Origin of the sequence: Shewanella sp. SG41-4 (genome assembly GCF_014164505.1) — a bacterium.
GTDB lineage: Bacteria > Pseudomonadota > Gammaproteobacteria > Enterobacterales > Shewanellaceae > Shewanella.
The window spans coordinates 52,885-66,561 of record NZ_JACJFI010000003.1 but is presented as its reverse complement, the minus strand read 5'-3'; the positions used below and the strand labels follow the sequence as shown (position 1 = coordinate 66,561).

Sequence of the window (13,677 nt, the reverse complement as noted above, 5' to 3'; positions counted from 1 at the left end):
CAACATGAAAGACATATTTACGAAACGTTAGAAAGTTATATCGAAGATGCTCCCTCAAGAATATTAAATACTTGGTATAAAGACATCACTTTTGAAGATTTTAGCAAGCGTTGTATTGAAACGTCGCTTCCGGCCAATATGAAAGAAGACGAAGTTCTTGAGCTGCATCTAGATCTAGAAAATCGCTTAATCGCGTTACTTGAAAAAACAGCTATTAGTAGCCCAACCGATGAAATTAAAAGTGCATTAATGGACTTAGTCCGTGTTGCGCAAACGCAACAAAAACGTTTAGTTCATAGCACAATCCGTATGGATGACATTTAAACTAGGCATTGTAATTTTTATATAACTTCCTGAAGTGTGATTTTGCCAGCTATTCCCAGTAGCTGGCTTTTTTTATTAACAAAAAATAACCACTATAACAGTGGGAGTTCCCCGGTAACTTCTGGTATATTTAGCATTCTTGTATCTCTTTTTTATGGAAGCTGACTTTACACATGACATCGCTGCTTAAAACCCTTGAAAATGAACAAGCTACTGTTGCTCTTGGACAACAAATTGCGCAGTGGATAAAGCCACCACTCACTATTTATCTTACGGGGGATTTAGGGGCGGGTAAAACGACGTTTAGTCGAGGCATTATCCAAAGTTTGGGCCATCAAGGCACGGTGAAAAGTCCGACATACACCTTGGTCGAGCCCTATGAATTTGATGATATGGATATATTTCATTTTGACCTATATCGATTAGCCGATCCTGAAGAGCTCGAATATATGGGTATCCGTGATTATTTTACTGACAGAAGTGTGTGTCTAGTTGAATGGCCTGATAATGGTCATGGATTACTCCCTGAGGCTGACATCCATTTGCATTTGCGTTATAAAGAATCTCAAAGACAAATTGAATTACAAGGCTTATCCCCTGCTGGGCAGGCAATAATCAATAAAATAAAATAATAATGACTTTAAAAAATACGTTTTTTACCTCTGTAGTATTCATGCTGTTGTTTTTGCCGCCTAACGTAGTTTGGGCTGCCAACCAACTTGATAGCGTGCGCATTTGGGCTGCCCCAGAATCGACGCGGGTGGTGTTTGATTTAACTCAAACACCCAATTATGACAGTTTTACCTTAACCGGCCCTGATCGTTTAGTTGTCGATATTCAAGATACTGGTGCTAAGATTAATTTAGATAAATTAGCTAATAATAGCAAAATTATCAAAAAGATACGTTTTAGCTCGCCACCTAAAAAAGGCGTGTTACGTCTGGTTATGGATTTAGCTAAACCGGTAAAATCCAGTTTGTTTACATTGCCTCCTACCGCTCCTTATGGAAACCGCCTTGTCGTCGACTTAGAAGATTCTAACGGCGAGTCGCCAACGGTGAATACCGTCAGTCGTTCTGCCAATCAGTCCTCTAGAGATATTGTGGTAGCTATTGATGCTGGCCACGGTGGTGAAGACCCTGGTTCAATTGGTCCATCCGGGACTTACGAAAAACGTGTAGTGATGGAAATTGCAACGCGTTTAGCCAGCAAAATTAATCAAACGCCAGGAATGCGCGCGGTGATGACGAGGCGTGGTGATTATTATATTCATCCCAATAAACGTTCAGAGTTGGCTCGCAATATAAAAGCAGATTTACTTATTTCAATTCATGCAGACGCATTTACTTCTCCTAAGCCTCAAGGCGCTTCGGTTTGGGTATTATCGATGCGTCGTGCAAATACTGAAATTGGTCGCTGGCTTGAGCAAAAAGAGAAACACTCTGAGCTACTAGGTGGTGCTGGAGAAATTATTCAAAACTCTGATAGCGAACAATATTTAGCCATGACACTTTTAGATATGTCTATGAATAGTTCTATGGCGATAAGTAACTCCATTGCTGGCGATGTATTAAAAGATCTCAATGGTGTGACAAAATTACATAAGCATAAGCCGGAAGCAGCGAGTTTGGCGGTACTTAAATCGCCGGACATTCCTTCTATTCTGGTGGAAACAGGCTTTATTTCTAATCCACAAGAAGAACGTTTACTTAGAAGTCCTGCACATCAAGAAAAAATAGCTCGCGCTATCCATTCGGGGGTGAAACGTTACTTTGCTAGTAATGCGCCCAGTGATACTTTAATTGCGAAAACGCGCTCTGATAGCTCGCAAGCACAAAAGCATAAAGTACAACGTGGTGAGTCATTGTCCGTTATTGCCCAGCGATATCGCGTTTCTATTTCACGTTTAAAGCAGGTTAATAACTTGAAATCAGATGTGGTACGTGTTGGTCAACATCTTGTGATCCCAAGGGCTTAATATGGCGATTCAACTGCTTCCTCCTCAACTTGCAAACCAAATCGCAGCCGGTGAAGTCGTTGAACGTCCGGCTTCGGTGGTCAAAGAACTGGTTGAGAACAGCCTTGATGCGGGTGCGACTAGAGTTGATATCGATATCGACAAAGGCGGCAGCAAGCTTATTCGTATTCGCGATAACGGGGCGGGTATTCCTAAAGATGAGTTGGCATTGGCGCTTTCGCGTCACGCAACCTCAAAAGTACATACACTCGATGACCTAGAAGCTATTTTAAGCTTTGGTTTTCGGGGTGAGGCCTTGGCCAGTATTAGTTCGGTGTCGCGATTAACATTAACCTCGAAAACGGCTGAGCAATCTGAAGCTTGGCAGGCCTATGCTGAAGGCTCACAAATGGACGTGAAAGTGACTCCTGCTGCGCATCCACAAGGATCGACTATTGAAGTGGTGGATTTATTTTTTAATACTCCCGCCAGGCGCCGTTTTTTAAAAAGCGACAAAACCGAATTTACCCATATTGATGAATGGCTAAAACGGATTGCTATTGTGCGTAGTGATATTCACTTTACCCTGACACACAATGGCAAGTTAGTTCGCCAGTATCGTCCTGCAAATACAGAAATTCAAACACAACAACGTTTGTCGCAAATTTGTGGCAGAGCATTTGCTGAACAAGCGTTGAGTATTACATGTCAACATGATGATTTATTATTAACCGGTTATCTCCAATCACCACAAGACACTGTTATTACCGATACCAACTTTTTTTATGTTAATGGACGATTAATTAGAGACCGATTGGTCAGCCATGCAGTAAAACAAGCTTTTGCTGAATATGGTATTGAGCATCAGCCTGGATATGTGTTGATGTTATCTCTTGACCCACATCAAGTTGATGTCAATGTACATCCAGCTAAACACGAAGTACGTTTTCATCAATCTCGTTATGTGCATGACTTTATTTTACAAGCGGTGCAGTCAGCATTAGTTGAAATGCCGGTGTTACCTTTATCTGATGAATTAGAACCTCATGATAATGTTGCTCCAATGCACACAGAATCAAACTTGATGCAGAATGTGAGTACTGTCGCTACGGCAGAAGACGTGTTCACACTTAATCATGACTCAAGTAAAGCTATTAACAGTGTTAGCCAATTTGGTTCAATGCATGTGCCTGGAAAGAGTAATGGATTATCTGGAGGTTATTCAGCTGCATTTAAGCCTAGTTATGATAAAAAGCCTTCTAGTGAACTCTCTTCTGCTCAGACTAAAACGGCTATTGTCAATTATGGGCAATTGTTGCATACCCCGATGAATAGTGCGGTATCCTATGTTAATGAAGCTGCTCAACTTACTATGCCGCCGTTATTAGCGGGTGAAAATTGGGTTATTTGTAAAGATGATAAGTTGTCATTACTGCCGATAAAAACCGTGTTATTGGCAGTAAGAAAGAAAGAAGTTGAAACTAAATTAGCTAACGGTTTAGTGTCGCAGCCTTTGTTAATGCCTGTCTCTTTAGCTGCTGATTTGGATTGGATAGAAACCTTAGCTGCTCGTGATCAATTACTTCGTCAAATGGGTATTGAGTTAACAATTCGGTTCCAACAGTTGATTATTAAAAAAGTGCCCCCATATTTGAGGGAAAGCCAACTTGCTATTGTGATCCCAGAGTTACTGCAATGGATACAATTAGAGCAACCAACCCAGAGTGCTATTGCGGGTTGGCTGGCACAACAAAGTTTATCGCAATTTGAGCCTGCCCCAAATTTATGGCAGCTATTTTGTTCACTTGACGATGAAACGCAACAAACTTGCTATGACCAAGAGCGCATAATACCTTGGCAAAATTGGATGAAAGATAATTAACGTGAATAGTGTCGATAAGCCGAAAGTGATATTTTTAATGGGGCCTACCGCCTCAGGCAAAACGGCATTAGCCATTGATATGGCGACTCAATATAATTGCGAAATTATCTCAGTAGATTCAGCATTGATATACCGTGATATGAATATTGGGTCTGCTAAACCCAGTGCAGAAGAACTGGAAATGGCTCCGCATAAATTAATTGATATTCTTGACCCTAGCGAGAGTTATTCCGCGGCAGATTTTCGCCGTGATGCATTATTGGCTATCGAAGATATTATTAGCCGTGGTAAGACCCCTTTACTCGTGGGTGGCACCATGATGTACTTTAAGGCATTGTTAGAAGGCTTATCACCTTTACCTAGTGCTGATGAAGGTATTAGGCAACAAATATTAGCGCAAGCGCAAACTGATGGTTGGGAATCGCTGCATCAAGAATTGTGTCGTATCGACCCCGTTGCAGGAGAGAGAATTCATCCTAACGATCCACAACGATTGTCGCGTGCATTAGAGGTTTATCGGATTAGCGGTAAAACAATGACGCAATTGACTCAAACTAAGTCAGCCGCTTTGCCGTATGATGTAGTGCAATTTGCTATTGCGCCAAACGATCGAAAAGTATTACATGAGTTAATCGCTAAGCGTTTTAATATCATGCTAGAGCAAGGTTTTATCGAAGAAGTTGCGCGTTTAAAAGCGCGTGATGATTTGCATTTAGAGCTACCATCTATGCGTTGTGTTGGTTACAGGCAGTGCTGGCAGTACCTCGATAATGAATTTGATCATGCGACAATGGTCGAAAAAGCTACCGCAGCCACTAGGCAATTGGCCAAACGTCAATTAACATGGTTGAGGAGTTGGCCAGATTTAATGTGGCTTGAAAGTGGTGTAGAAGGGAATTTAGTTACACTTATGCGACAAAGCCGCTAGCTTATTAGCTGTTGCTGTATAATACTAAAACTAAACAATAAAACTTAATTCAACAGATTTATTAAAATAAAAAAGGAAATTGAAATGGCTAAGGGGCAATCTTTACAAGACCCATTTTTGAACGCATTGCGTCGGGAGCGTGTGCCCGTCTCTATCTATTTAGTGAATGGTATTAAATTACAAGGTCAAGTTGAGTCATTCGATCAATTTGTTATCTTGTTGAAAAATACAGTAAGCCAAATGGTTTACAAGCACGCTATTTCAACAGTCGTACCAGCACGCCCATTTAATGTTTCTGCTCATCAGGGTACTGCCCATGGTGAAGAAAGCGATGCTGAATAATTTGAAAAGGAATATAATTTTTGTTTGATCGTTATGAAGCGGGTGAAACAGCTGTATTAGTTCATATAGATTTTTCAGACGAAGAGCGTCGAGAAGATCTTGTTGAATTGCAGCTGTTAGTTGAATCTGCTGGTGCTCGCTCCGTTGGAGTGATTACCGGCAGCAGACGCTCGCCGGACCGTAAGTTTTTTATCGGTACCGGTAAAGCTGAAGAACTAGCTGCTATGGTCGCTGCTACTGAAGCCAATGTAGTGATTTTTAATCATGCATTGAGTCCAGCTCAAGAACGTAATCTTGAAGTAGTGTGCCAGTGCCGAGTCTTAGATCGAACTACGTTGATCCTTGATATTTTTGCTCAACGAGCGAGAACTCATGAAGGTAAGATGCAAGTGGAGCTAGCGCAATTGCGCCACATGTCGACACGCCTAATTCGTGGTTGGACTCATTTAGAGAGACAAAAAGGTGGTATCGGGATGAGAGGGCCGGGTGAAACCCAGCTTGAAACAGACCGACGTTTATTGCGAGGCCGGATTAAGAATATTAATCGTCGCCTCGATAAAGTAGATAAACAACGTGAGCAAAGCCGACGAGCTCGTAAGCGCAGTGATTTAGCGACTGTGTCTTTAGTAGGTTATACAAATGCGGGTAAATCGACATTATTTAATGCGCTAACTTCGTCGGATGTTTATGCTGCCGATCAGTTATTCGCAACATTAGATCCGACACTGCGTAAGTTATCGTTGCCTGATGGTGCGGTGATTTTAGCGGATACTGTTGGGTTTATTCGTCATTTACCTCATGATCTCGTTGCAGCATTTAAAGCCACACTACAAGAAACTCGACAAGCTGAAATTTTGTTACATGTCGTAGATTGTGCTGATGACAATATGACTGAAAATTTTGATCAAGTACAAAGAGTACTGAAAGAAATTGATGCTGATGAAATCACTCAATTGATTGTATGTAATAAGATAGATTTACTTGAAGATTTCGCGCCTCGTATCGATTACGATGAAGACGGTAAACCTGAAAGGGTTTGGGTCTCTGCGCAAAAACGCATTGGATTTGATTTGCTGCTGAAAGCGATAACCGAGTTAATCGGTGAAGTGATTTGTGAGCTTACATTGAAAATACCTGCATCAGCAGGACATTATCTTGGCCAGTTTTATCGACTGGATGCAATACAGCAGAAAGAGTATGACGATCTGGGGAACTGTATTTTATCTGTTCGTTTATCGGACGCCAATTGGCGCCGATTAGCTAAACAGAGTCAAGGGGAATTAGAGGCATTTATTTTTGAACCTTCAGAAGTAGACGCCACTTGTTAATCTCATTTATTTCATCCAATTATGGAGTGCTAAATGGCTTGGAATGAGCCCGGTAACAAGGGGAACAAAGACCCTTGGGGAAATAAAGGTGGTAACGATAAAGGGCCACCAGATCTTGACGAAGTATTTCGTAACCTATCAAAACGCTTTGGTGGCAAGGGAGGCGGTAGCGCTACTGGTCAGCCATTTAATTCATCGTTACTGATTGTAATTGCTGTGATTGCCTTAATTATTTGGGCATTGTCTGGCTTATATACGGTCAAAGAAGCTGAGCGTGGAGTGTTACTCCGTTTTGGTCAGCACATCGGTGAAGTGAGTTCCGGTTTGCATTGGAAAGCCACTTTTATTGACGATGTAACAATGGTTGATGTGGAAACTTTCCGCTCGATTCCTGCATCTGGCAGAATGCTGACATCTGATGAAAATATCGTGAATGTTGAACTTGTGGTTCAATACAGCGTATCAGATGCATATTCATACTTGTTCAGTGCTGTTGATGCCAATTCGAGTTTACGTGAAGCGACTGATAGTGCGTTACGTTATGTCATTGGTCATAATCGTATGGATGACATTTTAACCACTGGGCGTGATGCTATTCGTCGTGATACTTGGACTGAGTTAGAACGTATTATTGAGCCGTACAAATTAGGCTTGAAAATTCGTGATGTTAACTTTTTACCCGCTCGTCCTCCAGAAGAAGTAAAAGATGCATTTGATGATGCTATCTCTGCTCAGGAAGATGAACAACGCTTTATTCGCGAAGCTGAAGCTTATGCTCGTGAAATCGAACCCAAAGCGCGTGGTACAGTCGAACGTATGGCACAACAAGCTAGTGCTTACAAAGAGCGTGAAGTTCTTGAAGCTAGAGGTAAAGTCGCTCGATTTGAGAAGTTATTACCTGAATATCAAGCTGCTCCAGGTGTAACCAGAAATCGTTTATACATAGATGCGATGCAATCTGTGTTGGCTGACACTAATAAAGTACTTATCGACACAAAGAATAGCGGTAATCTGATGTATTTACCCTTAGATAAGCTGATGGATTCTTCTAAGAGTCTGCGCAATCAAGTCGTACCTGAGGTAGAACGTCACATCAATTCTGTTTCTAGTAGTGGTGTTGATACGCCTATTACTAGCATGCAGACTGATGGTCGTCTCAGCCGCGAAGATCGTGTTCGCCAAGGGAGGAACTAACAATGGGTAGATTAGCTCTGATCATTCTTGTGATCATTTTAGGGGTGAGCTTTTCCTCTTTAATGGTGGTAAGCGAAGGTGAACGCGCGATTGTTGCACGTTTCGGTAAAGTGCTTAAAGAAGATGGCGTAACAACCGTTTTCACACCAGGCCTTCACTTTAAATTGCCTTTGGTAGATAAAGTACGCTATTTGGATTCGCGTATCCAGACATTGGACGGTGCTGCAGATCGTTTTGTAACTTCTGAAAAGAAAGACTTAATGGTCGATTCTTATGTTAAGTGGCGTATTCGTGATTTTGAAAAGTACTATCTTTCTACTAATGGCGGCATTAAAGCCAATGCAGAAAGCTTATTACAAGCCAAAATCAGCAACGATTTACGTACTGAATTTGGTCGCCGCACAATCAAGGAAATTGTTTCAGGTAAGCGTGATGAATTGCAAACCGACGCATTAGAAAATGCTTCTGAAAGTGCTGAGAATCTTGGTATTGAAGTAGTTGATGTGCGTGTAAAGCAAATTAACTTACCTGCTAATGTCAGTACTAGTATTTACCAACGTATGCGTGCTGAACGTCAAGCTGTGGCGAAAGAGCACCGTGCGCAAGGTAAAGAGCAAGCTGAAATTATCCGTGCGACTATTGATGCCAATGTGACAGTAAAGATTGCTGAAGCTGAACGTAAAGCCCTTACCATTCGTGGTGAAGGTGATGCATTAGCGGCAAAGATTTATGCTGATACCTATAGTAAAGATGCTGAGTTTTATAGTTTTTTACGTAGCTTAGAAGCGTACAAAGACAGTTTTGCCGGTAAAAATGACATTATGGTGTTAGAGCCAGAAGGTGATTTCTTTAAGTACATGAAGTCATCAAACGGTAAATAATACCCGCGTATGTTTTTGCATTAAAAAGCTCGGTTTTTACCGAGCTTTTTTGTGTCTGTAAGATAGTGTTTTTGCTACGAATTCAGTTTCCCTAAAAGCGGTCGCAAATCACAGCAATGGATATTTTTGATGAATTTTATTATTTATCCTTAATAATTAATTGTTTTAAATGCATTTATCAAGCTTTTCATTGCTAATTAAGTGACTACTAATTGTTATATATTGGTTGATTTGTAAGCGTTTTTGAAAAAAATGTTAATATCCTCATCATAGATGTGTGTTTTCACTATGATCTGGTTCTAATTTTTCGCTATAATGAGCACCGCCTCAAACTATGATTTTAGCGTTTCACCATTTTTGGTCGCTAAAGTATTGAAATATAAAAATTCCAACACCCTCTGGGAGATAAGTGGATGAGCAATGCGCCAGTCGATACCGGACGTCGCAGATTCCTGACAGCCGCAACCGCCGTAGTAGGTGGTGCTGGTGCCGTCGCTGTAGCGGTTCCTTTCATCAAGTCATGGAATCCGAGCGCCAAAGCGAAAGCTGCAGGTGCGCCGGTCGAAGTAAATATTAGTAAAGTAGAACCAGGTCAGTTAATTCGTGTCGAATGGCGCGGAAAACCGGTTTGGGTCGTTCGTCGTACAGAAGCTGTGCTAAATAATCTTAAAACATTAGACAGCAAATTACGCGATCCTGCTTCAGAAGAAATGCAGCAACCAGAATATGCAACTAACCCTGCACGTTCTATTAAGCCTGAATTCTTTATTGCAGTCGGTATCTGTACTCACTTAGGTTGTTCACCAACTTATCTACCTGATTCATTCGGTGAGCAGGTTGAAGGTGTAACTTCTGGTTTCTTCTGTCCTTGTCATGGTTCCAAATTTGACATGGCTGGTCGTGTATTCCAGGGTGTTCCAGCACCATTAAACTTAGTGATACCACCGCACAAATATGTTGATGATGCTAACGTTATCATCGGTGTAGATACAGGAGCGGCGTAATGGTTAAGAATATTATTGATTGGATTGATGCTCGCATCCCTATGACAGCTACATATAACCGTCATGTGGGTCAGTATGCGACACCAAAGAACTTTAACTTTTGGTATTTCTTTGGTTCATTAGCGCTATTAGTTTTAGTTAACCAATTACTGACTGGTATTTGGTTAACCATGAATTACGTACCGACAGCAGAAGGCGCGTTTGCTTCTGTTGAATACATCATGCGTGATGTTGACTACGGTTGGTTGCTACGTTATATGCACTCTACTGGTGCATCGGCATTTTTCTTTGTCATCTATATGCACATGTTCCGTGGGTTAATTTACGGTTCTTATCAAAAACCAAGAGAGCTATTATGGCTGTTTGGTATGTTGATATTCCTTGTGCTGATGGCTGAAGCATTCATGGGTTACTTACTGCCTTGGGGACAAATGTCTTACTGGGGTGCGCAGGTAATTATCTCTTTGTTTGGTGCCATACCTATTATTGGTGATGACCTCACATTGTGGATCCGTGGTGATTACGTTATTTCTGGTGCAACACTAAACCGTTTCTTCGCACTGCACGTTATTGCGCTGCCACTTGTATTGGTTGTGTTGGTGTTCTTACACCTAATCGCCTTGCATGAAGTGGGCTCAAATAACCCTGATGGTGTTGAGATTAAAAAGAACAAAGATGAGGACGGATGGCCTATCGATGGTATTCCTTTCCACCCTTACTACACTGTAAAAGATATTATGGGTGTGGCTGGGTTCTTAATCGTGTTCTGTTATGTGTTGTTCTTCATGCCTGAAGGCGGTGGATATTTCCTTGAAAAGCCAAACTTTGAAGCGGCTAATCCAATGAAAACACCTGAACACATTGCGCCAGTTTGGTACTTCACACCTTTCTATGCCATTTTACGTGCTATCCCTGATAAATTGGTGGGCGTTATTGGTATGGGTCTGTCTATTGCAGTGTTATTTATTCTGCCTTGGCTTGACCGTTGTAAAGTGAAGTCTATTCGCTATCGCAGCATGATCCACAAGATCAACATTGCACAATTTACTGTGTCGTTCATTATTTTAGGTTATTTAGGTGTTGTTCCTGCAACTCCTGAGTTAACTATTGCGGCACGTGTATTCACTTTCACTTACTTTGCTTTCTTTGTAGCCTTATGGGTTTACAGTAAGAATGAGAAAACAAAAGAAGTCCCAACGAGGGTGACACACTAATGAAAAAGTTATTTATTGCATTAGTTACATTGCTGCCATCTCTCGCAATGGCCGCTAGTGGACATAGTGTTCACTTAGAAAGTGCTAACGTTGACTTACATGATAAAGCGTCATTAGAGCGTGGTTTGGATTCATTCCAACACTACTGCTCTGGTTGTCACAGCACTCAATACCAACGCTATGAGCGTGTTGCAACTGATTTAGGCATCTCTAACGATGATATGCGTAACAAGTACATGTTCACCGGTGCAAAAATCGGTGATTTAATGGAAAACGCTATTCCTACTCCAGATGCCGCTAAATGGTTTGGTGCTGCGCCTCCTGATTTAACGTTGGTTGCTCGTGTTCGTGGTGCTGATTGGGTGTTTTCATACCTAAAAGGTTTCTACGCAGATGAGACTCGTCCATTTGGTGTGAACAATATAGTGTTCCCTGCAGTGGGTATGCCACACGTATTACAAGACTTACAAGGTCTTGCTACTGTTACGAAAGATGAAGCTGGTAATGTATCTCTTGTAAAAGATAAAGATGGTAATATTGTTACCACGGGTGGCAAATTGACGGCAGAAGAATACGACCAAGTCGTTCGTGATATCACGGGCTTCTTAGTTTATTCTGCCGAACCAGTTCAGTTAGAGCGAGAAGCTTTAGGTTGGTGGGTACTTGGATTCCTGTTTATTTTCTTCATCATTGCGTATTTGTTGAAGAAAGAATACTGGAAAGATGTGCACTAGCCATCAATAACGGTTAATATACATTATCCGCATTTTGTAAACGGGGGGCTTAGCCCCTCGTTTGTTTTGTTTTTTCTAGATTCTGGAGGGTATCAATGGCTGTTGCTGCCAACAAGCGCTCTATCATGACACTTTTTTCTGGTGCCGATGATTTATATAGTCACCAAGTACGTATCGTATTGGCTGAAAAAGGGGTTACCGTTGATGTTTTACAGGTTGACCCTAGTGAAATGCCTGAAGATTTACTTGAAGTAAATCCATACAACTCTGTACCGACTTTAGTTGACCGTGAACTAGTGTTGTACGAGTCACGCATTATTATGGAATATTTGGATGAGCGTTTTCCACATCCTCCATTAATGCCTGTATATCCGGTATCTCGCGGCCAAAGCCGTTTAATGATGCACAGAATCGACACCGATTGGTATGCGCTTGTAGAGCGTATCCGTAAAGGTGAAAAGGCTGATGCAGCGCGTAAAGAGTTAATGGAAAGCTTAATTGCTTTAGCGCCAGTATTTGCTGAAATGCCATACTTCATGAGCGAAGAGTTTGGTTTATCTGATTGCTACTTAGGCCCATTATTATGGCGTCTACCTGTATTAGGCATTCACTTAGATCCGCGTACATCGAAAGATATCAGTGCATACATGACACGTATTTTTGAACGTGAATCATTTAAGGCATCGTTAACTGAGGCTGAGCGCGAAATGCGCATGGGCATGTAATGAAACCAATAACAGCTAATCGTCCATATTTGTTGCGTGCTTACTATGAGTGGTTGATGGATAACCATTTGACGCCACACGTAGTCGTGGATGCATTTGTTAACGGTACTCAGGTTCCGCAGCAATTTGTCAAAGACGGTCAAATCGTCTTGAATATTGCAACCGGAGCGGTGGCTAATCTTCACATGTCTAATGATGCAGTAGAGTTTAATGCGCGTTTTGGTGGTGTACCACAAAATGTGTATTTGCCTATGGCATCGATCGTGGCCATTTACGCTCGTGAAAACGGTGCTGGCACGGTGTTTGATATGGAAGATGCATATATGATCGAAGGCGAACATGATGAGTTATTATCCGTACCGCCATCAATGAAATCTGTTGATGATACTTCGACATTGCCATCATCGTCTAAATCGACAAAGCCTGATGATAAAACTAAACGTAAAAACCATTTAACTGTGGTGAAGTAACAATTAGTTGCCATTACATAAAACCAGTCGCAAGGCTGGTTTTTTTTAAGCTAAAATTGATGCGCTACAAACGTATATAGCGCAAATGGATCCGATAATGTTGTTGATGATTGATAATTATGATTCTTTTACGTTTAACTTAGTTCAGTACTTCCAAGCACTTGGGCAAGAGATACTGGTTAAACGTAATGATGAAATCAGCATTGAACAAATTGAAGCCTTAGCGCCCACACACTTGATTATTTCTCCTGGTCCATGCACTCCTAATGAAGCAGGTATTTCACTTGCAGTGATTAAACATTTTGCCGGTAAAATTCCTATTCTTGGTGTGTGTTTAGGGCATCAAGCTATCGCACAGGTGTTTGGCGTTGATATTGTGCGTGCCAAACGTGTTATGCACGGTAAAACCAGTTTGATTCAACATAATCAACAGGGATTATTTTCTAAATTAGCATTACCTCTGCAAGTCACACGCTATCATTCATTGTTGATTAACCATGTACCTGATGGTTTTAGTCTGGATGCGTGGTTTGATGATCCAACATATGGGCGTGAAATTATGGCTATGAGCAATGATTCGTTACGTATTTACAGTGTTCAGTTTCATCCTGAATCTATCTTGACTCAGCAAGGCCATGAACTTTTAGATAACTTTTTACATTTATAAGGTGTTATTGAGCTTATATCATCGGGT

General features: G+C 41.3%; 15 protein-coding genes. All 15 read left to right on the top strand.

Annotated elements, in window-relative coordinates; translation table 11 throughout:
• Nucleotides 1-324 (top strand): hypothetical protein (locus tag H5202_RS00930; RefSeq protein WP_182770130.1); only part of this gene is annotated, 324 nt, incomplete at its 5' end.
• A gap of 173 nt (nt 325-497) precedes the next feature.
• Nucleotides 498-956, top strand: coding sequence for a tRNA (adenosine(37)-N6)-threonylcarbamoyltransferase complex ATPase subunit type 1 TsaE (gene tsaE / locus H5202_RS00925; RefSeq protein WP_182770128.1), 459 nt, complete (start codon nt 498-500; stop codon nt 954-956).
• A 2-nt stretch (nt 957-958) separates the two neighbouring features.
• On the top strand, nt 959-2,302 hold the full coding sequence (locus tag H5202_RS00920; protein WP_182770118.1) for an N-acetylmuramoyl-L-alanine amidase: 1,344 nt from the start codon (nt 959-961) through the stop codon (nt 2,300-2,302).
• Between the two features lies 1 nt (nt 2,303).
• Complete coding sequence (gene mutL / locus H5202_RS00915; protein WP_182770116.1) at nt 2,304-4,163, top strand: DNA mismatch repair endonuclease MutL; 1,860 nt, start codon at nt 2,304-2,306, stop codon at nt 4,161-4,163.
• Nucleotide 4,164: 1 nt separating this feature from the next.
• Nucleotides 4,165-5,091, top strand: a complete 927-nt coding sequence (gene miaA / locus H5202_RS00910) for a tRNA (adenosine(37)-N6)-dimethylallyltransferase MiaA (protein ID WP_182770114.1) — start codon at nt 4,165-4,167, stop codon at nt 5,089-5,091.
• A gap of 84 nt (nt 5,092-5,175) precedes the next feature.
• Nucleotides 5,176-5,433, top strand: coding sequence for an RNA chaperone Hfq (gene hfq / locus H5202_RS00905; protein ID WP_011638750.1), 258 nt, complete (start codon nt 5,176-5,178; stop codon nt 5,431-5,433).
• 20 nt (nt 5,434-5,453) lie between these two features.
• The gene (gene hflX / locus H5202_RS00900; RefSeq protein ID WP_182770112.1) at nt 5,454-6,761 is read left to right on the top strand and encodes a ribosome rescue GTPase HflX; all 1,308 of its coding nucleotides are present in this window, start codon (nt 5,454-5,456) and stop codon (nt 6,759-6,761) included.
• Nucleotides 6,762-6,794: 33 nt separating this feature from the next.
• On the top strand, nt 6,795-7,955 hold the full coding sequence (gene hflK, locus H5202_RS00895) for an FtsH protease activity modulator HflK (protein WP_182770111.1): 1,161 nt from the start codon (nt 6,795-6,797) through the stop codon (nt 7,953-7,955).
• Between the two features lie 2 nt (nt 7,956-7,957).
• Entirely contained in the window at nt 7,958-8,836 is an 879-nt protein-coding gene (gene hflC, locus H5202_RS00890) for a protease modulator HflC (protein ID WP_182770109.1), read from the top strand.
• Nucleotides 8,837-9,249: 413 nt separating this feature from the next.
• On the top strand, nt 9,250-9,840 hold the full coding sequence (petA, locus tag H5202_RS00885) for a ubiquinol-cytochrome c reductase iron-sulfur subunit (RefSeq protein WP_011638746.1): 591 nt from the start codon (nt 9,250-9,252) through the stop codon (nt 9,838-9,840).
• Nucleotides 9,840-11,054 (top strand): cytochrome b, encoded by a 1,215-nt coding sequence (locus H5202_RS00880; protein ID WP_182770107.1) that lies wholly within the window; start codon nt 9,840-9,842, stop codon nt 11,052-11,054. The genes petA and H5202_RS00880 overlap by 1 nt, the downstream gene beginning before the upstream one ends.
• Nucleotides 11,054-11,788: a cytochrome c1 gene (locus H5202_RS00875; protein WP_182770105.1), complete on the top strand. Its 735-nt coding sequence runs from the start codon at nt 11,054-11,056 to the stop codon at nt 11,786-11,788. Before H5202_RS00880 ends, H5202_RS00875 begins: the two co-directional genes overlap by 1 nt.
• Before the next feature lie 95 nt (nt 11,789-11,883).
• Nucleotides 11,884-12,513 carry a stringent starvation protein SspA gene (gene sspA, locus H5202_RS00870; protein ID WP_011638743.1) on the top strand — a complete coding sequence of 210 codons (630 nt, stop codon included), beginning with the start codon at nt 11,884-11,886 and terminating at the stop codon, nt 12,511-12,513.
• Nucleotides 12,513-12,983: a ClpXP protease specificity-enhancing factor gene (locus tag H5202_RS00865; protein WP_182770104.1), complete on the top strand. Its 471-nt coding sequence runs from the start codon at nt 12,513-12,515 to the stop codon at nt 12,981-12,983. The genes sspA and H5202_RS00865 overlap by 1 nt, the downstream gene beginning before the upstream one ends.
• Nucleotides 12,984-13,080: 97 nt before the next feature.
• Nucleotides 13,081-13,650, top strand: coding sequence for an aminodeoxychorismate/anthranilate synthase component II (locus tag H5202_RS00860; RefSeq protein ID WP_182770102.1), 570 nt, complete (start codon nt 13,081-13,083; stop codon nt 13,648-13,650).
• Nucleotides 13,651-13,677: the final 27 nt, after the last annotated feature.